The following is a 24420-nucleotide window of genomic DNA, read 5'->3' as shown; positions in this document are numbered from 1 at the left end:
TTCACCCGCCCGTATCTTACTTTCTCTTAAAACCCAACCGCCCCGTTGGGAAGGCTCCCGGTTCCCGGTGGGGCGGCTTGGTGATATGAGGAGAATGTGATGATAATTATCACGCTTTCAGTTAAGTAGAAGATGAAAACCAGATAAAGGGATATTAAATATTTGCCGATTTCCAGATTGTGAATAGTTCGTTGGATGAGATTGGCCCGCTGCGCAAAATCTGTAATTTGGGGCTGGTACAGTCCACCACGGTGGAGGGTGTGCCTCCGGGCGTAATCCCGCCATCCAGAATCAGGTCTACGCATCCATCAAGCTGCTGCAAAACTTCTTGTGCCGAACAGGCATTCGCCTCCCCGGAGAGATTTGCCGAAGTAACCGCCAGCGGCCCGGTGATGTCCATTAACGCCAGCGCGTCGGGGTGATCGGGCACGCGCACCCCAATGGTAGGCAGCGGTCCGAGGGCTTCGGGCAACGCCGGGTGCCGCGGCACGATCAGCGTCAGCGGGCCAGGCCAAAAATGCTCGGCCAGCCGTCGTGCCTGCGTGGGTATTTCGCTGGCTACTTGAGAGAGATCATCGGACGAACTCATCAGCACGGCGATTGCTTTGGAGGGGGCGCGTTGTTTGGCTTCGTAAAGCAACTCAATGCCGCTTGTGTTCTGGATATGAGCGGCCAGGCCGTAAACCGTATCGGTTGGGAATGCAACCAGCCCGCCTTGTTCGAGAATTTTGATGGCAAGCGAAAATGCCTGGGAGTCTTGTGTAGAAATTAGTCGGGTTTGCATAGGATATCTTCAATGCGTAATAGTCGGTCTCGGCCCGTCAAATCGGGCAGGATGCGAATTTTGGCGTGGGGATAGTAATGTTGGGCGAGTTCGGCGGCGCGCTCCCCGTGGGATGAGTCAATTTCGAAGAGCATGAGCCAACCCCGAGCCAGGTTCCGCTGGGCCTGCTCCAGGGCGCGGCCAATCAGCTTCAGGCCGTTTTCCCCCCCATCCAATGCCAGGGTTGGTTCGCATTCGTACACATCCAGCATGTGCAAAGTTTGGGTGGGAATATAGGGTAGATTGGCGGCGATTAAATCCAGGGTTGTCGATTGAAGGTTATTGGCTAAAAGATTTGCATGGGTAAATTCAATGCGCTCGGCGACGTGGTGCTTTTCGGCGTTGGCGCGGGCAATTTTTAGCGCCGCGGGGGAAATATCGCTGGCTGCGATGTGCAAATCGGAGATGTGTTTTGCCAGTGTGATGGCAATGCAGCCAGAACCGGTGCCACTATCGGCAGCGCGGCGTTTTTGCGGGTGTGCTTGCAGCCATTGGAGGGCTTCTTCGATGAGCAATTCGGTTTCGGGGCGCGGGATGAGTACATCGGGGCTGAGGGTAAAATCCAGCCCGTAGAATTCCCAATGTCCAAGAATATAGGGCAGGGGCGTGCCTGTTTGCAGGCGCGCGGCGGCCTCGCGGAGTGATTTTTGCTGTTGGGGGGCGAGTGTGGTTTCGGGATAAGCTAACACCCAAGCGCGCGGCTTTTGGACGATATGAGCCAGCAGCACCTGGGCGTCGAGGACGGGAGTATTGCTATGTGCCGCGTTGTGTGTTAGTTGATGAAGCGCCTGGCGGATGGTTTGCTTGCCCACTTGTTCACTCTACCAGCCCCGCTTCGGCAAGGCGGTCGGCTTCATCACGCATGATAAGTTCTTCAATAAATTCTTCGATGTTGCCATCCAGCACGCCTGCTAAATGGTAAGAAGAAATATTGATGCGGTGGTCGGTGACGCGCGATTGAGGAAAGTTGTAGGTGCGAATTTTTTCAGAGCGCTCGCCGGTGCCAACTTGAGAACGGCGACTTTCGTCAATTTCAGCCATGCGTTTGGCTTCTTCGAGTTCGTAGAGTCGGGCTTTGAGAATACTCATGGCGCGCAGCCGGTTTTGCAGTTGCGAGCGTTCGTCCTGGCATTGGACAACCATACCCGAGGGCAGGTGTGTGAGCCGCACGGCAGTGGAGTTTTTTTGCACGCTCTGTCCGCCCGCCCCCGCAGATTTATAAACATCCATCTTTATATCGCTGGCAGGAATATCAATTTCAACATCATCGACTTCGGCTAAAACGGCTACAGTTGCTGTGGATGTGTGGATGCGGCCTTGCGATTCGGTGGTGGGCACGCGCTGCACGCGATGCACGCCGGACTCAAATTTGAGGCGCGAATAGACTTCTTTGCCTTTAATAAGAAAAGAAATTTCCTTGAAACCGCCAACCCCGGTTTCATTGGATGAGAGCATTTCTACTTTCCAATTCCGTTTGTCGGCATAACGGCTGTACATGCGGTAAAGGTCGGCAGCAAACAAGCCAGCTTCATCGCCGCCAGTACCGGCGCGAACTTCGACGATCACACTACGGGCATCGCGCGGGTCTTTCGGCAGTAGCATCGATTTGATTTGCAGCTCAAGTTTGGGGATGCTTTCTTCCAGTTCGCTGATTTCCAACTCGGCCAATTCGGCTAAATCGGGGTCATCGCTATCTACCAATGCTCTGGCTTCATCCAGATTTATGAGCGCCTGACGGTATTCGTCCGATTTTTTGATCAGTGGTTCTAGATCGGAACGTTCTTTACCTAATTCGGCTGCGCGTTCATAATCATTGCCAACTTGCATAAATTCTTGGGTAATTTCTTCGTAACGATCGGTAATTCCAGATAATTTTTCGAGTAACATGGCGCAGATTATACCACCCGGCGTTGTATTCGGGTTCTCCAGGAAATGCAACATGGCCTTGGAAACCTTTGCTTTGTCTGCAGGGTCTTCTATATATCGCGAGAGATTAAAAACTTACCGCAGAGTGCGCGGAGTTCGCCGAGTTTTTAGCGATTTTCTCTGCGATTTTAGCGTTCTCAACGGAAATGGCTTTTGCGTTTCGTCTTCAAGAAAGCACTGGCTTTGACCTTACAGATGCTTGCGTCCTGAATTTGGACATGCTATAATTTTTCATACGGATTTCCCCCCAAATGGAATTCAATTGAAATTCAACCGCGTTAATCGTTGCCTTGTTGCAAGCGCATCTGGCTTTGCCCGTTGCGCAGTGGTGTATGGCTATCCATTGCGCGGATTATTCCCCCTATAAGTTGAGAAAAATACATGGATGTAAAGGAACTGGAACAACAACCCCTTATCGAATTGCGTAAAGTTGCAATTTCACTCGATATCCCCCGAGCTGCCCAACTAAAAAAAGAAAAACTGATTATGCTCATCCGTCAGGCGGAAGCCGAGCGCGAAGGTCTGGAAGTGCGCGGCGGTATCCTTGAGATTATGAGCGAGGGGATTGGTTTTTTGCGTTGGGATAATTATCAGCCCAGTATGCACGATGTTTATGTTTCCCAATCGCAGATTCGGCGTTATAAATTACGCAACGGCGATATGATTTTGGGGCATGTACGCCCGCCGCGTGAATCGGAGCGCCATTACGGGTTGCTCAAGGTAGAAAGCGTGAACGGCCTGGATCCCGATGAAGCCGCGCGCCGACCCCGTTTTGAGCGTCTGACGCCGATTTTCCCCGACCAACGCTACAACCTTGAAACCGACCGTAACCTTTTGGCGACGCGCTTGATTAACCTGATTACACCTGTGGGACGCGGGCAGCGCGGTTTGATCGTCTCTCCACCCAAAGCGGGGAAGACTACCATCCTGAAAAATGTGATCAATGCGATTTCGAATCAATATCCCGAAGTTTATTTGATTGTTGCCCTGATCGGTGAGCGCCCCGAAGAAGTCACCGATATGGATCGTTCTGTCGATGCCGAAGTGATTTCGTCTACATTTGATGAGCCGGTCTCTTCACATGTGCGCGTGGCCGAGATGGTGATTGAGCGCGCTAAACGCCTGGTTGAAGTGGGGCGAGATGTATTCATTGCCATGGATTCGATTACGCGGCTTTCGCGGGCGTATAACCTGGTGGTGCAGCCTTCGGGACGCACGCTCTCGGGTGGTATTGATCCTTCGGCGTTGTATCCGCCCAAGCGATTCTTTGGGGCGGCGCGTAATATTGAAGAAGGCGGTTCGCTGACGATTGTGGCAACTTGTTTGATCGATACTGGCTCTCGCATGGACGATGTGGTCTATGAGGAATTCAAGGGCACTGGCAATATGGAATTGCATCTCTCGCGGCAGTTGCAAGAACGGCGTATTTTCCCGGCGATTGATATTAATCGCTCGTCGACTCGCCGTGAAGAACTGCTGTTGGGGCCAGATATTACCCCCCGCGTCTGGCTGATGCGCCGTATGTACGATCAGATGATTGCTTCGCCGCCGCACGGAGCCGGGATGGATACGGGTACAGCCACAGAAGCTATTTTGGATCGCTTCAAGAATACCAGCGACAATCAAGAATTCCTGATGTCGCTGAACGAATAGTTCGGGCTGACATTTCCCTATTTTTACAAAAGATGAAAAAACAACCGCGCGGCTGGCTCGATTGGTTGACTTGGGCTATTGCCTTCGCCGTGGTAGGCGTTGCAATATTGCTGAGCTGGCAGCGTTTTACGGTTCCCCGCGCGCGGGCGCTTCCACAGCCAACGATAGTTGATCTGCCAAAATCAAGCGGGGTTGCCGCGTTGCCTGCGTTCGAGGAATCGGTTGCGCCGCCCGTTTTACGGCGCATTGCGGCATTAAAAACCACCATCCCCAACCGATCGCGCACCGAAATTGTGGAGTATGTCGTTAGCGCGGGCGATTCAGTATTTGCAATTGCCGCCGCTAATGACCTCACCCCCGAAACAATCTTATGGTCTAACTATGATGTGCTTAAGGATGACCCCCACTCGCTTACGGAAGGCATGGTATTAAAAATCCCCCCCGTCGACGGGGTGTTTTATCAGGTGCAAGCTGGTGATACCCTCGCATCGGTTGCCAATACATTTGAAGTTTACGCCGATGCGATCATCACCTGGACAGCGAATCGCCTGGATTTAACCGCACCGGAACTCACTTCGGAGCAGTGGGTTATGATCCCCGGCGGAAGGCGCGAATTTCAGCAATGGATTGTACCGGTTCCGGCGCGCGGCGCGGCAGGCGTTTCTACCGGAATGTATGGCGCCGGAACTTGCTCCGGCGGATACGACGGTCTCTATGGCAGCGGCGCATTCATCTGGCCGACGAGTAACCACACACTTACCGGGAATGATTATTGGTCTGGGCATCTGGCAATAGATATTGCCGCCATTCTTGGTGAGCGCATTATGGCCTCCGATGCCGGAGTGATTATGTTTGCAGGCTGGGCCGCCGGGGGCTATGGCTACACCATCGCTGTAGATCATGGCAATGGCTATCAAACCTTGTATGCTCACCTGAACAGTGTGGATGTAAGCTGCGGTCAGAGCGTACAACAAGGCCAGCGCATTGGCTCTGGCGGCAGTTCGGGCAATTCCACCGGGCCGCACCTTCATTTCGAAGTTCGGCTTAATGGCGGTTTTGTCAATCCCTGGTATGTGCTTCCTGCACCCTAAAGAATTTTCTGCGCAGGCATTCGCCTGAGCAGTGCAATCAAAAAGGATAAAAAAATGACCTCTGAAACCCCTGAACCCAAAATCACAACCCTGGCCGAAACCCAAAATTATAGCGTTTGGGCTGCCGAAGAACCCGATGGCGAAACCACATATCAGCTTGAACTGAATAATGTTACCATCCACTTCTTTGAAGAAGAGTGGCAAGAATTTACCGAATTGGTGCGCGGGCTGGTATCGAAAAAATAAATGCCATCCGAGAAGGGAATCCCTCCCTCTATTCCCGGCATATCCTTTATGATACACTCTAACTATGGCTGTTCGAATTCTTATCGTCACCTCCATTCGTAGTCTCGGCGAGTTAATGCAACGGGCGCTGGGTGAAACAGGCCTCTATCGCGCTGATTTAGTGGAGAGCGCCGAAGCAGGGATGGAGCATACGCGCGCTGAAGAATACCATCTGGCGATTGTCGATTTTGGCGCCATGCCCGATCCAGTAGACTTTATTGCCAATATGCGCGGTGAAAGCAACCAAATCCGTATTCTGGGAATGCCCGCCGGGCCGAATGACCCGCAGAACGATCTCCACGAATCGGTTGTTGATGCCTGGCTGGCGATGCCGTTTTACTTGCCGAATTTACTCGACACACTGGCCAGCCTGGTTGAGAATAGCGCCTCAACCGATATACCTCATCAGGGCAAACCCCAAGCCATTTTTACTTCGGCTATCATCCATCGTGAGAAAAATCCTGCCCCGGCCCCCGAATGGCTGCAAGATGTCAACCGGGTGGCCCAGCACCTAACCCGCTTGTCGTTGCAATCGGCGGCGCAGGCGGCGCTTATCACACGCGGCGACCTGTTATGGGCCTATGCCGGTCAGTTGCCACAACCGGCAGCCGAAGAACTGGCTCGCCTTGTGGGTCATTATTGGGCGCACGATGGCGGCAGCGATCTGGCTCGTTTTACGCGCCTCGAAGCCACTAATAGCGAATATATGATCTATGCCACCAGCCTGGGGGATGATTATGTGCTGGCGTTGGTTTTCGAGGCTGAAACTCCATTTACGGAAATGCGTACTCAGGCGGGGAGCCTTGCCCGGCAATTATCTAAACCCCCACAGGATGAAGCGAACGCGCCCGAAGTGGATACAGCCCTCGAAGATATTCTTACCACGGGGGTTGATTCTGCCGAAGATTTCCCGCGTATCCCCTCTGATTGGCGGCCCGATGAGAGTCACATTGCCGAAGGGCGGCATAATTTCTTTGAAGACCTGCTCAAGAGCATGGATATTCCCATTGCCGATGGCGCAACCCCTGTGGGTGCTGCGGCACAAAGCCTGAGCGCTACGCCCCCGAGCGGCGCGGCGTATGAGTGGACGCCTGGTAACGAAGCCAATCTTCCGAGTTCGCCCCCCCCGCCTTCAGGGGAATCCGTTGTGCCGCCTCCTGGGGTTGGCGCGCCAGCCTCGGGCCTGGAAGCAGCGTTGGAGACGCCTCCGCCGCTCTCGCTGGCAGATACACGTCCCACAAAAACAGAAGCTGATGCCCATGTTGCCGTGGATGTCATGGAAAGAGAAGCAGCCCGAATACTATTTACGCCTGAATCGCCAACGGCTACGCTGCATAACCTCACCTATGCCTGTGTTTTGGTGCCGCGTTTGCCGCAGCATCATTTGGTGGGCGATTTGGCCGAGTATCTGAACCAGTGGACGCGGCAATTGAGCATGGCCTTTGGCTGGCGGCTGGAGCATTTATCGGTGCGACCTGATTATTTGCATTGGATTGCGGTTGTGCCCCCGGACGCATCCCCAGGGATGATGGTGCATAATTTGCGCGTGGAAATATCGCAACGTATCTTTAAAGAAATTCCGCGTCTGGAACGCGATAATCCCTCCGGCGAATTTTGGGTGGCCGATTATTTGATCGTCAATGGCCGTGATCCATTTTCCCGCCAGATGGTACAAGAGTTTATTAATAATGTGCGCACTCGTCAGGGCGCGCAATAGTTTCTTATACAATCCCCATGCCCCCTATTTTATATCTCATTGATGGTCATGCCCTGGCGTATCGGGCCTACTTTGCATTGACGCGCGGACAGGCCGACAGCCGCTGGATCACCAGTTCTGGCGAGCCGACGGCTGGCGTTTACGGATTTACCAGTGTGCTGCTGCGCATTCTGGAGCAGGAAGACCCCGATTATCTGGCGGTGGTTTTTGACACCGGTAAAACTTTCCGTGATGAGTTGTACCCCGACTATAAAGCCACGCGCGAGAAAATGCCCGATGATTTGCGTATTCAGATCGAGCGCATCCGCCAATTGGTCGACGCTTTCAATATTCCGCGCCTGGAAATGCCCGGCTACGAAGCCGATGATGTGTTGGGCAGCGTTGCTCAAATTGCCGTAGCGCAAGGTTTGGGGGTGAAGATTTTTACCGGCGATCGTGATTTATTGCAATTGGTGGATGAACGCATAATTGTCAACTTGCCTGGGCGTTCTTTATCGGACGCGAAAGATTATCTCGCCGCGGATGTGGTAGAAAAGTTAGGTGTGCGCCCCGACCAGGTGATGGATTTGAAAGCCCTGATGGGCGATTCATCCGATAATATTCCTGGCGTTAAAGGGATTGGCGCAAAAACGGCCGCGGTTCTCCTAAGCGAGTATGATACGCTCGATACTATTTACGCGCATCTCGATGAACTTAAAGCCGGGGTGCGGAATAAGCTCGAGCTGGATCGTGAAAACGCCTATCTGAGCCAGAAACTGGCCGCGATTGTGCTGGATCTGGATATTGCCCTGAATCTGGAGAAAGCACGCCCGGCGAATTTTAACCCCCAAGCCGTACACGCTGCTTTTCGCGAGTTGGAGTTCCGTTCATTGCTCAATCGTGTCGATGCGCTGCAAGCGCGCTATGGCGATGCGGTACCCGTCGCCGGACAGCAAATGACGTTGTTTGGCGATGCTGTTCATCCGACAACCGCACAGCAGAGCGGTCCTGCGCTCTCGCAAATGACAATAGTAGATACGCCCGAATTATTGCAATCGCTGGCGGCTGCGCTTGAAAAAGCTGCCGTGATTGCCTTTGATACGGAGACGACTTCAACCGACCAGATGCAGGCTGATTTGGTGGGCATCTCTTTGGCGGTGGATGAAAACCACGGCTACTATATTCCGGTGGGGCATCTTCAGGGGCGGCAGCTCGCGCTGGGCGATGTGATCGCGGCGCTAACGCCTGCGTTGACGAATCCACAGATTGCGAAAATTGGACACAATATCAAATACGATTATGTGATGTTGGCCCGCTATGGTTTGCGCGTGACTCCGCTCAGTTTCGATAGCATGATCGCTGAATGGCTGATCAATCCGGATTCGCGTAATTTGGGTTTGAAACGGCTGGCCTGGGTGCGCCTTGGCCACCAGATGACCGAGATTGAAACCCTGATTGGCAAGGGAAAGAATCAACGCAGCATGGCTGAAGTGTCGATTGTAGATGCTGCTCAATATGCCGCCGATGATGCAGTGGTTGTGTTGCGCTTGATGCCTCAACTTCAGGAAGGACTCCAAGCCGCGCAGGCCGAAAACTTATTTGCAGAGATCGAAATGCCGCTGGTAGAAGTGTTGGCAGGCATGGAGATGGCCGGTATCGGGTTGGATGTTCCGTTTTTAGAAGCTATGTCTGGCGAGTTGCACAATCGTCTGAGTACAATTTCAGAACAGATTTATCAGATGGTGGGACAACCGTTTAACTTGAATTCTCCCAAGCAACTTTCGGAGGCTTTGTTTGATCGATTGGGTATTGCGCCTCCCGAAGGCTCGCGGCGCATTTCCAGCGGATACTATTCCACCGCGGCTGGGGTGCTTGAATACCTGCGCGATCGGCATCCGGTGATGGCTTTGATCCTGGAATATCGCGAGTTGTCAAAGCTGCGTTCAACCTATTTGGAGGCCCTGCCTCAGCAGGTGAATCCACATACCGGGCGCGTGCATACATCCTATAATCAGACTGGCGCGCGCACCGGACGCATTGCCTCATCCGACCCCAATTTGCAAAATATCCCCATTCGTACCGAGTTGGGCCGCCGCGTGCGTGAGGCTTTTATTGCAGCGCCGGGGAATGTGCTGCTGGCGATTGATTATTCGCAAGTGGAATTGCGTATTGCGGCGCACATGGCCCAGGATGAAGCCATGCTGGCTGCGTTCCGCAATGGGCAAGATATTCATGCGATTACAGCCGCGGCGATCTATGCTGTTCCCCTATCAGAAGTTTCCTCTACGCAGCGGCGCCACGCCAAGGCGATAAACTTTGGCCTGATCTACGGGATGAGTCCCTTCGGGTTGACGCGCACCACCGATTTGACTCTGGCGGAAGCTGAGAATTTTGTCAGCGCCTATTTTGAGAAATTCCCGGGAGTAAAGCGCTATCTGGATACGATTCGCACATCCGCTGCGCAAACTGGTTATGTTGAAACCCTGCTGGGGCGGCGGCGTTATTTTCCGGGCTTACAAAATGTGCGTAACCAGCAGACGCGCAACCGCGAGGAACGTGAAGCGGTTAACGCTCCCATTCAGGGAACTGCTGCCGATATTATGAAAATTGCCATGCTGCGGATGGCAGCCGTTTTAAAACGAGCGAATCTTTCAGCACGCATGTTGCTTCAGGTTCATGATGAATTAGTGTTAGAATGTTCGCAAGATGATGTTGAAGTTGTTTTCGCGATGGCGCGTGAAGCCATGGAAGCCGCTTACTCCCTCGATATTCCATTAAAAACAGATGCACGCGTGGGTAAGAACTGGGGCACGTTGCAGCCTCTTGAAACGAATTCGATAACTCCTTAGCCTATTGCGGGCGCAAGCCTGTGCAGTCAAATAATGAGAATTTTATGAGCGCAGACGATCAACGCTATAAACAAGCTATGAATTTAGGGCACTCAGCAGCCTGGGATCAGGAATGGGAGCGCGCAGCTTCATTCTATAGCCAGGCGTTGGATTCTAGACACGAAGATCCAAAAGCGCTAATGAATCTAGCTTTGGCCTTTCTGAATATGTCGGAATACGACAAAGCGCTAAAATATTACTTGCGGGCAGCCGAAATTGCGCAGGATGATCCAGTGCCCTTGGAGAAAGCAGCGACACTGTATGAAAGTCTGGGGCAATTGGAAAAAGCTTCTCGGCTATCAGAGAGAGGGGCCGAGTTATACCTGAAAGAGAAAAACCCTGAAAAAGCCATCGAGAACTGGTCGCGCGCGGTGGCATTATTCCCCCAGAATTTGCAGGCTCATTCCCGCCTGGCGTTGGTTTATGAGCGATTGGGGCGAAAACCGCAAGCTATCCGCGAGTTTTTGCATGTTGCCAGTTTGTTGCAACATGCCGGTCAGCGAGAAAAAGCCTTTGACGCGGCAAATCGTGCCTTGAAGCTGGATCCAGCGAGTAAAGAGGTACAGCAGGCATTGGAGTTGTTACGGGCGGGCACTATGCTCCCTAAACCGGCGCGCCCTAAGGGGGGAACAGGCCTCTTTGGGAAACTCCCCACCCCGATCAGGGCCGAAGAGTCCGCCCCAGTTGATACGATTCGAAAAAGTGATGATCCCATCGAAGAAGCCCGCCAGACGGCGTTAAGCGATTTGGCGCGTTTATTCTTTGAGCAGGCTAAAAAAGATGCCCCATCTCCAGTTGAGCGGCAAGGATTGCAAGCGATCATGAAGGGTACCGGGCCGCTTTTCTCGAACAATGCCGATCAGTCTAAAATTATGCTGCATCTTGGTCAGGTGGTTAATTTACAATCTCAGGGTGATACGGAACAGGCAATTGAAGAGTTGAAGGGGGCGATTTCAGCGGGGTTGGATGCGCCGGCAGCCTTTTTTGGTTTAGGGAGTATGTTAGCCAAAACGGGGCGTCATGAGAGCGCCGTGCGCTATTTGGAAAGAACCGTATCGAATATTGATTATTCGTTAGGTGCGCGCTTGATTTTGGGTGGAATATGGTATGAACGCGAAAAATATAAACGGGCTGCTATGCGCTACCTAGAAGCCTTGCGCTATGCAGATGCGGAAGTTGTTGCTCCGGCACAGGCCGATGAACTCCACGAGCTTTATGAACCCATTGTTGAGATTTTCGCCAGCGAAAAGGATGAACAACGCCAGAAAAAGCTATGTGAAAATGTAGCTGAACTATTGGTGCGTCCAAATTGGCGTGAGCATTTGAATAGCGCACGCCGCCAAATCGGTGAACAGGATAGCAGCGCTCCGCCCATTCCCCTGGCAGAAATGTTGCTGGAGTCGAGTTCCAGTAATGTGGTGGTTGCTATGAGCACAGTGCGCAGTATGGCCCGCGCCGGACATATTGGTGCGGCGTTAGAAGAAGTTTTATTTGCGCTTGAGCAAGCGCCAACCTATTTGCCGTTGCACGTTGTATTGGGTGATTTATTGCTTTCCAGAGATTTATTAGCCGAAGCGGCGCAAAAATTTATGGTGGTTGCGCGTGCATATAGTGTGCGTGGCGAATCACAGCGTACGATTGCCATGTTACGGCGAGTTGTCGAAATGTTGCCGATGGATGTAGGTTCGCGGGTGCAATTGATCGAGCATCTCGTTGCCTGGGGGCAACATGATGATGCGATTATAGAGTACTTGAATCTGGCCGATGTACGTTATAGTTTGGCCGAAATCAATGAGACCCGAAAAGCTTACGCTGAAGCCTTACATCTCGCAACACAATCTTCCAATCCCGATCAGTGGCGGGTGCGTATCTGGCATCGCATTGCTGATCTTGAAACCCAGAGTTTAAATTGGCGTCAGGCTGTTCAACTGTACAAACAGATCTGTGAATTGCACCCAGATGACGGTAAAGCATATTATGGCCTGGTAAGCTTATTATTCAAACTTCAAGAATCGGAACAGGCGCTGGTGTCCATTGATCGATATATTGAAACGATGTCGAACACCGAACACGCCGATGATGTGATTACTTTCCTGAATCATGTTTTGGAAGAACAACCTGCTCATGCCATGTTGCATTACCGTTTGGCGGCGCAATACCAAATATCGCATCAAACCGAATTGTCCATTCAGCACTATGATACGGCTGGCGAACTGCTATTGGATGCCGGTGATAAGGCCGGAGCGGCTGAAATGATCAGCAAACTGATCAAACTAGACCCTCCAGAAAAGGAAAAATACCAAAAATTACTGGCCGCGTTGTAAATGCAAAAAGAAGGCCGCAGCAATTTTGCTGTGGCCTTCTTTTTTTAACCAAAGCTTTGAAGATTATGAACTTTCTCTGGGTAATTTCTTGTGGCGCGGCGAAACCCTTACTTATTTACTACCACACCTGGAACGATGTGATCGTTTGTTGGCCAATTGTATTGAGCACGGCGTAGATCTTAACTTCAATGGTTCCCGGTGCCAGCAGTGGCAAATCCATTATTCCCACACTCACGCCATCCTGATTGGTATTTTGCATTCTGCCAGAAATATCTTCATCATCTTGACCGGTCTGAAGAATAGTGAAAGATACAAAAACACCCTCAACGGGTTTGAAATTTTGATCGTAGACGACCACATATAGTTTTTGCTCGGTTTCATATTGTGGCAGTATAGGGCGGCTAACAAAAGCATGCACTCGTAGTGCTGTAGCGGGTTGTTTAAGGATCGTATCATCTACTACTACTAATTGCGGTTGCAAGTAGATTGGATTCTCGCCGTGGGAGTAGAAATACCGCGTGCCTAAATTGGTGAGCACAACTCGCTCACCGACAGGAAGTTCAGGATGTAGCTCGAAGCGGGCGCGCTGGAAATATTGCGTGGTCCAGCCGCCATGGATTTCAACCCCCGAAATTGGATACCCGAATTGACTGACCCCGCCATTTTCCTGGAAATATTCAAGAAATGCGTGACAAACTGAAAACCCGCTTTCGGGATAAAACTGGCAGGATGATGAATTTTCAGGGATCGTGACTACTTCCCCCTCGCCAGATGTATATAAGAAACTGCCCAGGGGGGTTATTTCTACGCGCAAATCACTTACGGCTTCGGGGTGAAGTTCAAAGCGTACCTTCTCAAAATATTGCACGAGCCGATTGCTATCCATATCGGTAAATGCGCTGGTAATTGGATTACCGTAAATTTCTTGTCCGTTGGCAGTACTATCATATTTGATTAAAAAGTCCCCGCTGACCCAATGCCCGGTTTCAGGAAAATAGCGACTTGAATTGGTAGTTTGAGCGTAAGTAATCGTACCAATCATTGAAAAAACAATGACAAGTAAAAAAACAGCACTATTTTTGGAGACCAAGGTTTTTTTAGCCATATTAAAAGTAGTTTTTGAACTACAAACAGTATGCAGTTACACGCAATGCATTATAACAAATAAATTTGATATTAATTCAGATTTTTGGGCGGGTTTCTGGGAATCCCTGTGGTAGTTCCCTACATCCCTAAACGTGGGGTTTCTCGCGGCAGTTCTCAAAGAGGCTTTTGGGCAGGGATATGGATAATCTACAGCAATGATGAGTAACGTTAGGGACTACTCCAAATGATAAAACTCTCACTTTTACAATTGGTGCTTATTTCACCTTGATTTGTGGTGCATACCTGGTAGCCAATCACTCTTCCAAGCGGAGCATCAATCGGGTTTAGCGTGAGCGAAGCGCTACCTTTATCATCAGTGTCTGAAAAATGATATGTGATGTGAATATCACCAGGTAAATTGAGGATTAAAACAGGCTTTGCTCCTGGTGCTGGCTCCCCATTTTCAAGAATATTTACACCAATGGTTTGTGGTTGGTTGGGTGCAACAAATGGAGATTCTTCCCAAATTAATATAGATTGCTGATTTGATTTCGGCTTATTTACCCCAGGAATAATTTCATTTGTCAAAATGTACTGACGATAAAGATAGCCCAAAGGAGTTGGCCGTATTTGTTGATCTCCAACAGCGTTTGGCAAATATTCAAGGCACAAGTTGGAAAAGCACTGCCGAAAAATTGATGGGCTTAGCGCTACAAATGGCGTAATCGGGTTTCCGGCAATTGCCGTACCGCCGTGATTCATCAGATAAGAACTTAATTCTTCAGCAATCTGAATTTCCATGTTGAGGTTGGCGGAAATTCCAAGCGCTTCTGTAATCGGAAGTAATCGGACTGTTTTTGGATCATCAAGGGGTGCAGTTAGAATTACATTGAAGAAAATCTGTTCAAGCTGTTGAGTGGATGTGACATATGGGTTTGAGAGCGGGCGGCCTAATAACTGCGGAGTAAATTGTAGTATTGCATCGCTGAAAGGTTGTTCTACGGTAGATATATTTGTGACGATACTGTCATTGGGTGAAGTGAACTCGCATACTTCAGAGCACAACCATTCGCCATAATGAAGCAATTGAATTTTATCTTGAGGGTCTGAATCTAATTGGTAGATCCCCAGATTTTCGAAGTGTTGTTCTATTCGTCCCTGGTTATCATTATGTTGAATCGCGGTGATTGGTCTTCCTACGATACTTTCTCCACCTAATCTCTGATAAAAAGTTTCAAAACCCGGATAAACAGATAATATTTCAGAAGGGGAAACGCTAGTTGAGAGTGAAAATACAGTATCCAGTTCATTCCCAATAGGTTCTAGCCTTACTTGATCGATTAGTGGGGCTGTGGGGTCAAAGGAAAACAGACCGGCAGCTGTGTACTGATAGGTAATTTCCCCATCAAAAAATGGCGGTGAGATCGGGATGCCAAATACATCGTTACCCCCTAACGCTTCATATAGACTTATAAAATGTGGAGCAAGTTCGTGGTGAGTATAATTGGGTTTAGTAGGTGCCTGTGAAGTCGCAGTACACGCAGATGATAGAAAAGTAAATATTAGGATGCTGAGTGGAAGCAAAAATACTCGTTTAATCACATAGCAGATTATACAAATTCGCTATGTGATGGACAATAGTACTGGGGTTTCTCCTTGGGAATATTATTGAGCGATCAATTTCCCAACGAGTTCAGCGGTTTGTTCCAAGATGAGATCTGCGCCTGCTTCAAGGAGTTCATCTTTTTCGCCGAAGCCGCATAACACGCCTACAGATTGCGCTCCGGCAGCTTTCGCGGCCAGAATATCCACAGTGGTATCGCCGATCATCAGGCATTCATGCGGAGCTACGCCGATTTGCTCAGCAGCCCATTCGATCGGGTCGGGGTGGGGTTTGGTGTAGCGGCAGGTTTGCGCGGTGGCGATGCAGCGGAAATGATCTCGCAATTCAAATTGATCGAGGAACCAGCCCGTGCTGCGCTCCCCGCGGGCGCTGACTACGGCCAGGGGATATACCTCCCCCAATTGAGCGAGCATTTGCTGGACTCCCTGGATGAGTAGAAAGGGTTTAGGGTCTTTGCCCAACCCCAGAGAGTAGAGCGTGTCGCCCATTTTTGCCAGGACCGAGTCGAAACCCAATTGATCGGGAATCCCAAAGAGAAAATTCCCCGGGCTTTCAACAGTCATTACAAAGCGCCGTGCAAAGGAAAGCGGGTCGTTGTTGGGGAAAAGAAATTTCAGGGGTTGTAAGTTTTTGGCAACTTTGTGTACAAATTGGTCATCGGTGTCGCTGAGGGTGCCGTCAACATCGAAGCACAAGGCGCGAATTCGGGAAAGATCGAGGGTCATGGAGAATGCCTTTCAGACGGACTAACCGTCAATGGGGGTCCAGTGTTCAGGAACTTGTACGGCCACAACTTCGCCGCGGGCGGTGATTGTGCCGTTGGCGGCCAGGGTGATGCTGACGATCACTTTGCGCCCTTTGACTGCTTTGATCTGGCCGCGCAGTTCCAGGGGAGGGCCGAGGGGGGTAGGTTTTAAATAATCTACATGCAAGGACGCGGTAACAAAGCGCAGCGGCTTCCCGTTATCATCCATAGCGCGTCCGGCTGCGCGGTAGGCTGCCGCTGCGGCAGATCCGGTGCCGTGGCAGTCGATCAGTGATGCAATGAGCCCGCCGTAAACATAACCGGGGATGGCGGTATGGTAGGGTTGCGGCTGAAAAGTCGCGTAAGCTTCGCCAACTTTTTCATCCCAATAGCTCTTGATCGGGTGGCCGTGTTCGTTGAGGCTGCCACATCCGTAACAGTGGCTCCATTGTTCAGGGTAGTGATCCTGGATAGCTTTTGACGGCATAGTAACTCCTGGTATTTGTTTGGTTCATTCGGAACTGGCGAGACATTCCCAAAGAGCCATACTTTTTCGTCATTTATCTTTGATTGTAATCGTCTTTGATAGTGTCAGCAAGTATGGCCCGGAGAACTATTGCGGGGGAGGGGTAAGTTTGTTATATTGAAGTTGTTGATATTCCCGAATATTTACGGAGGCGTGTTCATGGATACAAGCTTGGTTGTGCGTTATCGCCTGGGAGATCAGGATTGGCAAGAAAATATTTTTACGAGCGAAACGATCCTGATTGGACGCGGCGAAGATTGCGATTTTCAACTGGAACATCGTGAAGTCTCGCGGCATCATGTTCGCCTGGAGCGTATGGGCACGCAATGGACGGTGACAGATTTAGGTTCCAGCAATGGCACCCTGCTCAACGGCCAGCCCATTGCGGCGCGTACGCCCGTACAGCTTTCTGCAGGCCAGGTTTTAACAATCGGGGGTTTTGAGTTGGGGTTGGCGTTGAGCGGCGGCGCGGCAACTTATGTGGCTGGTGGTATGTCTGAAGAAAACTCGCCATTTCAGCTGCGTTACCGATATGGGAATGGAGAATGGCAAACACACCTTCTGAGAACCGGTGATATGATTCTGGGGCGTGGCGCAGAGAGTGATCTTGTGCTGAACGATGACGAAGCCTCGCGCCAACATGCTCGCATCAGCGTTGTTGGGAATGAACTCGGGTTGACAGATTTAGGCTCCACCAATGGCACGCAAGTGGGGGGTGTTATGCTGACACCCCAACGGAAGTATCCTGTTCAGGCGGGGCAATTTATCACAATTGGTCAGTTTACATTGTATCTTGAACAGATAGAACAGCCGGGCGGTTTTGCGCCTTCGGCCAGTGGAACGATGATGATGCCTGGTCAAATTGGCGCGCTGGCTGGAAGTGGCGCTTCGCATACCGCGTTGGATGTTGATCTTTCTGCTGCGCCGACTGCCGTGCGCACGATGAATTTGTCTGCGCATGAAAAGGTTACGGTAGGGCGGGCGGTGGATAATCAGGTGGTGCTCAATCATCCCCTGGTGAGCCGCTATCACGCCGTGATCGAGCGCATGGGGAAGCGGTTTAGTATCAAAGACTTGCGCAGCAGTAATGGAATTTATGTTAATGAAGAGCGCATCGATCGCGAAGCCTACCTGAAAGATTGGGACCAGATTCGCATCGGGCCGTATGTTTTCGTTCTTTCCGGCCAGCAACTCCAGGGGCAAGTTGAGCAGGGCATCCGCATCGAGGTGCGCAATATTAATCAGCAAGTTACCCCCTCGTTGAATCTACTCAAAGATATTAATCTCAACATCGAGCCGAACGAATTTGTGGCGCTGGTGGGGATGAGCGGCGCGGGCAAAACTACCTTTATGAACGCCATCAGCGGATATTGGCCTGCCAGCCACGGCAGCGTAACCGTGAACGGAATCGATCTGTATGCCCATTACGATCTTTTCCGCAACGATATTGGCTATGTGCCGCAGAAAGATATTGTGCATCAGGAACTGACCCCGGAGATGGCGCTGGATTTTGTGGCGAAATTGCGCATGCCGCCGGATACCAGCCCGGCGGAGCGTCAGGCCACGGTGCGCGAAGTGCTGGATGTGCTCGATCTCACCGAGCGCCGCGATATTCCCATTGCGCGGCTCTCAGGCGGGCAGTTGAAACGCGTTTCGATTGGTGTGGAATTGCTGACCAAGCCGCGCTTGTTCTTTTTGGATGAACCGACCAGCGGGCTGGACCCTGGCACCGAATATGACATGATGAAGTTGATGCGCCGTCTGGCCGATCAGGGGCGCACGGTGATTTTAATTACCCATGCCACCAAAAACGTGATGCTCTGCGATAAAGCGGTTTTCTTGGCCCGTGGTGGAAATCTGGCTTTCTATGGTGCTCCCGAAGACGCGCTCGAGTATTTTGACAAATATCGTAACGAGCGCGAGCGCCGCGAAAAAGATATGGAATTCGATGATATTTACCGCATCCTGAACGATGATGCGCGTGGCAAGCCCGAAGAATGGCGCGAACGTTATCTTGGCTCATCGATTTATGCCCAGGCAATGGGCTGGGATACCGGTGCCCGTTCGCTCGCAGTTTCTCAGGTTGCAGCTGAGGCTCAGCGTCCACCTTCCAACAAGCGTCGAATTTCAGGGATGCGCCAGTTTACCATCCTCTCAGCGCGCAATTTGAAGATCATCCTACAGGACAAGATTTCACTGATTATGATGCTGGCATTGGCGCCAATACTGGGCCTGATGGATTTCATCTGGGGTAATGATCTGTTTAATCCTGTTACCGGCGATGTAGAATTGGTGATCTCACAATGGTATATGCTGGCGATTGTGGCTATCTTGGCCGGATCCTTGAGCAGTGTGCGCGAAATTGTTAAAGAAGCCGATATTTACAAGCGCGAACGGGCTGTCAATTTGAAGATATTCCCTTACCTGATGTCGAAGGCTTGGGTAGGCGTGGTGTTGGCGATCTATCAGGCCGCCGTGCTGATGGCCTTTCGAATAGCGTTTGTAAAACCGCTGATCCCAAGCACTTTGGATTATGTGGCTTTCTTTATCACCCTGTTTTTGGGGAGTTTATCAGGCTACCTGATTGGCCTGGCAATTTCGGCGATTGCCCCGAACCAAAATTCGGCCATGCTCTTGTTAATCACGATTCTTGTTCCGCAATTTCTTTTTGCGGGCGCGCTTTTGCCCATTGATGTCATCCCCGGTGGGAGGCCGATCAGTGTGGTGATGTCCTCGCGCTGGGTTTGGGAGGGCTTTATCCAGGCTTCGCACATGGGCGATAAGCTTATGGAGGACCCCTGCTTAACCGGGTTTCCAAAGAGCGATCGCCAGCATTTGCCGGATGAGGTAAAGGCCAATTGCTCCTGTATGGGCGAGAGTATTTTTACCGATTGTGCGGATTTTCCGGGCATTTTATCGCCTGATTTCTATGATGATGTTGCCAGGGAGAAACTGGCGATGCTCGAACCGGCAGAGCCTCCGCAGCCTACTGCGTATCTATACCCCACCGCGCTGCCTTCGCTGACTCCGATGTTTACCCCTACACCGTTACCCTCCCCGACGCCATACCCCACGCCCGCCGATCCGCGCAATATGGAAGCCTATATGGATGATTCGCGTACTCAGGGCAAAGAACAGCAGGATGCGGCTATGGATCAATTTGAACAATATCGCCTCGATAGTCAGGATCAGGGTCAGGTATATGCCGATCAGATGGATGCCCAAGGTGATGAATACGCCGATCTGCGACAGGAACAGGCCGATGAGTACACCGATGCCATGCAAGATTATGGCGATGAGCGCGCCGATTGGGTCAAGAGCCGCGAGAAAGCGATCAACAGCGCCGAGTCTTTGCTTGGTACCATATACGATGATTATGGCTATGTCTTTGAAGGTTCTATTTTCTCTCGCTGGATGGTGCTCGCGGTGATTATGCTGGTGCTGATGGGTATTATGCTCGTCTTCCAAAAGCGTAAGGATGTTGTATAGATTTTAGATTTTTGGGAATCACCGTGGGTTTTCTCACGGCCGTTGCCAAAGAACCCTGATTTTGTTCTAAATAAAGTTGAAAGATTATGCAAAAAAAATTGACTCAACAACAATGGATTTTGATAAGCGGTGACGTAATCATCGCGATTATCATAACGTTATGGGGCTTTGCTAGCCATGACACGCTGGATACGGCTGGCTTGTATATGTTAACGACATTTGTCCCGGTATTGGTGGCCTGGTTGATGATCGCACCCCTTTTGGGTGTTTACGATCTCGAACGGATGAAAAACTTTCGTCAATTATGGCGTCCATTTTATGCCATGATTATCGTCAGTCCCATGGCCGCCCTCATCCGGGCATTTTGGCTTGGGCGCGGCATCGCGCCACTTTTCGTTGTAGTTTTGGGCGGCTTCAGCGCGCTGGGAATTTTGTTCTGGCGAGTTGTGTATTGGATGTTGGTTTGGCGAGGAAAACTATAACGTGAATGAATCTGCACTCATCCAGGCCGCTCAAAAGGGCGATTTAGAAGCTTTCAATCAACTGGTTTTGGCTTATCAAGACCGCGTCTACAATCAGGCCTACCGCGTGATGGGCGAGCGCAGTGCGGCTGAAGATGCTGCTCAGGAAGCCTTTATTTCGGCCTATCGCAAACTTCATACCTACCGCGGCGGATCATTTACCGCATGGCTGCTGCGCATTGTCACCAATGCTTGCTACGACGAACTACGCCGCCAAAAACGCCGCCCCACAACACCCCTGGAACCCGAAACCAATGACGGCGAGATTTTCGATTCGCCCCAATGGCTGATTGATCCTGGCGATTCGCCGGAAACTTCCCTGCAGCGCGGCGAGTTAGCTGCTGCCATTCAGCGCTGCCTCAACGAGTTGCCTATCAATTTTCGCATGGCAATTGTGCTGATCGATATTCAGGGCCTCGACTATAGCGAAGCGGCCACAGTTATTGAAAAGCCGCTCGGTACGATCAAAAGCCGTTTGGCGCGTGCTCGCCAGCGTATGCAAAATTGCCTCCAAAAATTTCGGGAACTTCTGCCGCACGCCCATCGTCTGAGAGAGGAGGCCGCATTATGACCGACCAAATTTCTCGCCGCGATTGGGAACGCTTATCCGCTTACCTGGATGGGCAGCTTGCTGAAAAAGAGCGCGACCTTCTCGCGGCTCGCCTGAAACAAAACCCGGCACTTCAATCTGCCCTGGATGATTTAACCGCGCTGCGTGGCGCGCTGCACAGCCTGCCGCAAATGCGCGCCCCGCGCAATTTCACCCTCACGCCGCAGATGGTTGCTTTACGTTCGCCGCGCGCGGCACGACTTTATCCTACTTTCAGGCTGGCCTCCGTGCTTTCGAGTTTACTTTTCATTATCGTATTTTTGGGGAATTTCTTCGTATCCAGCCGCATGGCGATGGCTCCGGCGCAAGAACTGGCCGCACCTGCCGCTCAGAAAGCTGCCGAAGAAGTCGAAATGATGGCTGAAGCCCCTGCTGCACCCGCAGAAGAAGCCGCGGCCGATATGGCTGTCGCGGAGAATACAGGCGAAGCGCTGCCGGAGTCTGTGGAAGCTGAATCCGCCGCGGAAGCAGAACCTGCTTTATTGGCGACGACCACCCCCGCAGGAGTCATGGCTGAAGAAGAATCCGCCCCGATGATGACAGCTATCCCCACAGCTACACCTGCCCCCGCACAGGTTATCCCCGACTCGCTCGCCGCGGATTCTGAAATCCCCCGCACAGTTGCTACACATCTGAGCGGTTTCGCGCTTCTTGAAATCATTTTGGCATCCCTGGCGCTGACCACTGGCGTGGTGGCGCTGTATTTGCGCTGGCGGTCGCGGCGATGAACCCTGTGGATGTAAAATTTTGCCTACGTTGTGGCACTGCGTTGGGCGAGGCCCATCGACGCGGGCGTTTGCGCCCGGTGTGCCCGGCCTGCAATTGGATTTTCTTTCCCGACCCGAAAGTCGCCGCGGCTGTTTTGGTTGAGCAGGATGGCAAGGTCTTGCTGGTGCGGCGCGTGCATCAACCCCAACGCGGCTTATGGACACTGCCTGCTGGATTTGTCGATGCCGGTGAAGACGTGGCGCGCGCCGCTGAACGCGAATGCCTGGAAGAGACCGGCCTGGTTGTGAGCGTAACAGCTTTGCTCGATGTGATTCCTGGTCAAGAACATGCCCGTGGCGCCGATATGGTGATTGCATACCGTGCTGCTGTGGTTTCAGGCCATTTGCAGGCTAGCGATGATGCTGACCAGGCCGAGTTTTTTGCTCGCGATGATTTACCGCCGTTGGCTTTTGAAGCTACGCGAAAACTCATCGCGCTTTGGGTGTCTTTGGCGGCAAAAACTACCCAAATAGCTCCATAGGACTGTATTTTGTCGTTATGCATTTGTGATAGAATTTCAAAACTTATGGAAGTTCTTTACCTACACGTAACCTTACCGTTGTTCTAATCAAGGAGGATGAAATGAAATACCCGTTTATCAAACCACTGATGCTGATTGGCGCATTATTTTTGTTGGTTACGCTGGCTTGCAGCACTCCTAGCCCTGCCCCGACAGAAGCTCCTGTACAAGCGCCAGCGGAACCTGTGCAAACCAAAGCAGTTGAACCGGCCCAACCAGTAGAACCCGCCCAACCGGCCCAAGCTGTTGCGTCGGGCGCGATTTCCAGCCTGACTGACGTGCGTAACGCCGCGATTCAAATTCAGGCAGAAGGTACTTTTGTTGATTTTGAGGGCGCGTATGTTGGCGCGGGTCGCGGGTCTGGTTTCATTATCGATCCGTCTGGTCTGGCTGTAACCAATAACCACGTAGTTACCGGTGCAGCGTTACTAAAAGTATGGATTGGTGGCGACACCACGAAATCGTATAATGCCCGCGTCGTAGCTGTTTCCGAATGTTCTGACTTGGCCGTGATTGACATTGATGGCGATGGTTTCCCTTATTTGGAGTGGTATTCCGATCCGATCGCTGTTGGGCTTGAAGTCTATTCCGTAGGCTTCCCCCTCGGCGAAACGGAATATACCTTGACCAAAGGTATTGTCTCTAAAGAGAATACCAGCGGCGAATCAGACTGGGCATCGGTTGATTCCGTTATTATGCACGATGCCACGATTAATCCGGGCAACTCTGGTGGCCCGTTAGTTACCGGCGATGGCAAAATTGTTGGTGTGAATTACGCGGCTGCAGCTGATGTGAATCAATACTTTGCGATTGGCCGCGAGAAAGCGGTTCCCATTATCGATGAATTGAAAGCTGGCCGCGACGTAGATTCTCTTGGTATCAATGGTCAGGCAATTGTCTCGGACGATGGCACCATTTCAGGTATTTGGGTTTCATCGGTTGCCTCAGGTTCACCGGCAGATCGCGCTGGCATTACAGGTGGCGATATCGTTATGGGTTTGGAAGGTCATCCTGTTGGTGCAAATGCGGTCATGGCAGATTATTGCGATATTATTCGCACGCATAATGCCAGCGATGTAATGGATATTGAAGTTTATCGTTATGGTACCGATGAAACTCTGGCAGGCCAGCTTAATGGCAGCGCCTTAACCGTTACTTCTACGGGTTCTAGCGGAACATCGAGTGGCACATCATCGGGTTCCACTTCCAGCGGTAATACAAGTAATGTTTCTGGCGATTTCATGGCTGTGGTAGACGACCTGGATATTCTGTATATCGAAATTCCTTCCTGGTGGAGCGAAATTAATGGAGGCATATGGGAAGCCAACTGGGGTACATCTTCGGGTGATATTCCGTTTCAGGCTGCGCGTATTGTTGCTGCACCAAGCCTTGATGATTTCAATTCCTACTGGAACGCGCCGGGCGTAAACTTTTCTGCTTCGGCTGATTGGGGCAAAATTGGCGGTTATGTCCAGATACTGGATGATGCAGGATATACTTGGTATGTAGATTCGTGTGAGAAAACCGGACGTTATTCTTACGAAGACCCGAAGTTTGAAGGCCGCTTTGATGTTTGGGATTGCGGGATTGATGCGGATGTCATTGTTTTGGGTGCGCGCCCGATTGCCGATAAATTTGCCTATCTGGTATTGCTTCAAATTCAGTTGGGTGAAGATTGGGGCGATTCGGATGGCACAATCGAAGATCGCATTAGCGAAACTTTTGATGTCGTGAATACACTCCCATAGTTCAGTGTTTGTGTCCCCTCTGTGGTTTTAAAGAGAGCGCCAGTTTTCTTTTGCTGACGCTCTCTACTTTGATGGTTGTTATTACACCTATGTGGGG

General features: G+C 51.3%; 19 protein-coding genes. 12 read left to right on the top strand and 7 right to left on the bottom strand.

Annotated elements, in window-relative coordinates; translation table 11 throughout:
• Positions 1-154: 154 nt before the first annotated feature.
• From HN413_07770 to prfA, 3 genes are read right to left on the bottom strand one after another with little or no spacing between them, the layout of a single operon-like run.
• A complete protein-coding gene (locus HN413_07770) occupies positions 155-784 on the bottom strand; it encodes a threonylcarbamoyl-AMP synthase (protein MBT3390294.1) in 630 nt (209 codons plus the stop codon).
• Entirely contained in the window at positions 769-1635 is an 867-nt protein-coding gene (gene prmC / locus HN413_07765) for a peptide chain release factor N(5)-glutamine methyltransferase (GenBank protein ID MBT3390293.1), read from the bottom strand. The genes HN413_07770 and prmC overlap by 16 nt, the downstream gene beginning before the upstream one ends.
• A gap of 4 nt (positions 1636-1639) precedes the next feature.
• On the bottom strand, positions 1640-2710 hold the full coding sequence (prfA, locus tag HN413_07760; GenBank protein MBT3390292.1) for a peptide chain release factor 1: 1071 nt from the start codon (positions 2708-2710) through the stop codon (positions 1640-1642).
• A 420-nt stretch (positions 2711-3130) separates the two neighbouring features.
• Here prfA and rho point away from each other — a divergent pair, with 420 nt between their 5' ends.
• The 6 genes from rho (at position 3131) to HN413_07730 (ending at position 12686) form a co-directional block, all read left to right on the top strand.
• A complete protein-coding gene (rho, locus tag HN413_07755; protein ID MBT3390291.1) occupies positions 3131-4402 on the top strand; it encodes a transcription termination factor Rho in 1272 nt (423 codons plus the stop codon).
• Positions 4403-4434: 32 nt separating this feature from the next.
• Positions 4435-5493 carry a M23 family metallopeptidase gene (locus tag HN413_07750; protein MBT3390290.1) on the top strand — a complete coding sequence of 353 codons (1059 nt, stop codon included), beginning with the start codon at positions 4435-4437 and terminating at the stop codon, positions 5491-5493.
• A 54-nt stretch (positions 5494-5547) separates the two neighbouring features.
• Positions 5548-5739, top strand: a complete 192-nt coding sequence (locus HN413_07745; protein MBT3390289.1) for a hypothetical protein — start codon at positions 5548-5550, stop codon at positions 5737-5739.
• A 64-nt stretch (positions 5740-5803) separates the two neighbouring features.
• The gene (locus HN413_07740) at positions 5804-7495 is read left to right on the top strand and encodes a hypothetical protein (GenBank protein ID MBT3390288.1); all 1692 of its coding nucleotides are present in this window, start codon (positions 5804-5806) and stop codon (positions 7493-7495) included.
• Between the two features lie 17 nt (positions 7496-7512).
• Positions 7513-10323, top strand: a complete 2811-nt coding sequence (gene polA / locus HN413_07735; GenBank protein ID MBT3390287.1) for a DNA polymerase I — start codon at positions 7513-7515, stop codon at positions 10321-10323.
• A gap of 44 nt (positions 10324-10367) precedes the next feature.
• Positions 10368-12686, top strand: coding sequence for a tetratricopeptide repeat protein (locus HN413_07730; GenBank protein MBT3390286.1), 2319 nt, complete (start codon positions 10368-10370; stop codon positions 12684-12686).
• 118 nt (positions 12687-12804) lie between these two features.
• Here the strand turns inward: HN413_07730 and HN413_07725 are convergent, their stop codons facing one another.
• The 4 genes from HN413_07725 to HN413_07710 all read right to left on the bottom strand — a co-directional run bounded on the left by HN413_07725 (position 12805) and on the right by HN413_07710 (position 16628).
• The gene (locus HN413_07725) at positions 12805-13728 is read right to left on the bottom strand and encodes a hypothetical protein (protein MBT3390285.1); all 924 of its coding nucleotides are present in this window, start codon (positions 13726-13728) and stop codon (positions 12805-12807) included.
• Between the two features lie 272 nt (positions 13729-14000).
• Positions 14001-15374 carry a hypothetical protein gene (locus HN413_07720; GenBank protein MBT3390284.1) on the bottom strand — a complete coding sequence of 458 codons (1374 nt, stop codon included), beginning with the start codon at positions 15372-15374 and terminating at the stop codon, positions 14001-14003.
• A 63-nt stretch (positions 15375-15437) separates the two neighbouring features.
• Complete coding sequence (locus HN413_07715) at positions 15438-16121, bottom strand: HAD family hydrolase (protein ID MBT3390283.1); 684 nt, start codon at positions 16119-16121, stop codon at positions 15438-15440.
• A gap of 21 nt (positions 16122-16142) precedes the next feature.
• A complete protein-coding gene (locus HN413_07710; GenBank protein ID MBT3390282.1) occupies positions 16143-16628 on the bottom strand; it encodes a PaaI family thioesterase in 486 nt (161 codons plus the stop codon).
• A gap of 198 nt (positions 16629-16826) precedes the next feature.
• Between HN413_07710 and HN413_07705 the strand changes: the two genes are divergently transcribed.
• From HN413_07705 to HN413_07680, 6 genes are all read left to right on the top strand, one after another.
• Positions 16827-20156, top strand: coding sequence for an FHA domain-containing protein (locus HN413_07705; GenBank protein ID MBT3390281.1), 3330 nt, complete (start codon positions 16827-16829; stop codon positions 20154-20156).
• Positions 20157-20242: 86 nt separating this feature from the next.
• On the top strand, positions 20243-20638 hold the full coding sequence (locus HN413_07700; protein MBT3390280.1) for a DUF3054 domain-containing protein: 396 nt from the start codon (positions 20243-20245) through the stop codon (positions 20636-20638).
• Position 20639: 1 nt separating this feature from the next.
• Positions 20640-21248, top strand: coding sequence for a sigma-70 family RNA polymerase sigma factor (locus HN413_07695; protein MBT3390279.1), 609 nt, complete (start codon positions 20640-20642; stop codon positions 21246-21248).
• Positions 21245-22015, top strand: a complete 771-nt coding sequence (locus HN413_07690; GenBank protein MBT3390278.1) for a hypothetical protein — start codon at positions 21245-21247, stop codon at positions 22013-22015. Before HN413_07695 ends, HN413_07690 begins: the two co-directional genes overlap by 4 nt.
• The gene (locus HN413_07685; protein MBT3390277.1) at positions 22012-22536 is read left to right on the top strand and encodes an NUDIX hydrolase; all 525 of its coding nucleotides are present in this window, start codon (positions 22012-22014) and stop codon (positions 22534-22536) included. The genes HN413_07690 and HN413_07685 overlap by 4 nt, the downstream gene beginning before the upstream one ends.
• 101 nt (positions 22537-22637) lie before the next feature.
• Positions 22638-24323 carry a trypsin-like serine protease gene (locus tag HN413_07680; protein ID MBT3390276.1) on the top strand — a complete coding sequence of 562 codons (1686 nt, stop codon included), beginning with the start codon at positions 22638-22640 and terminating at the stop codon, positions 24321-24323.
• Positions 24324-24420: the final 97 nt, after the last annotated feature.

This window comes from Chloroflexota bacterium (genome assembly GCA_018648225.1).
Classification (GTDB): Bacteria; Chloroflexota; Anaerolineae; order Anaerolineales; family UBA11858; genus NIOZ-UU35.
Note: the sequence above shows the minus strand (reverse complement) of the source record. Positions and strands in the feature narration are given on the sequence as shown.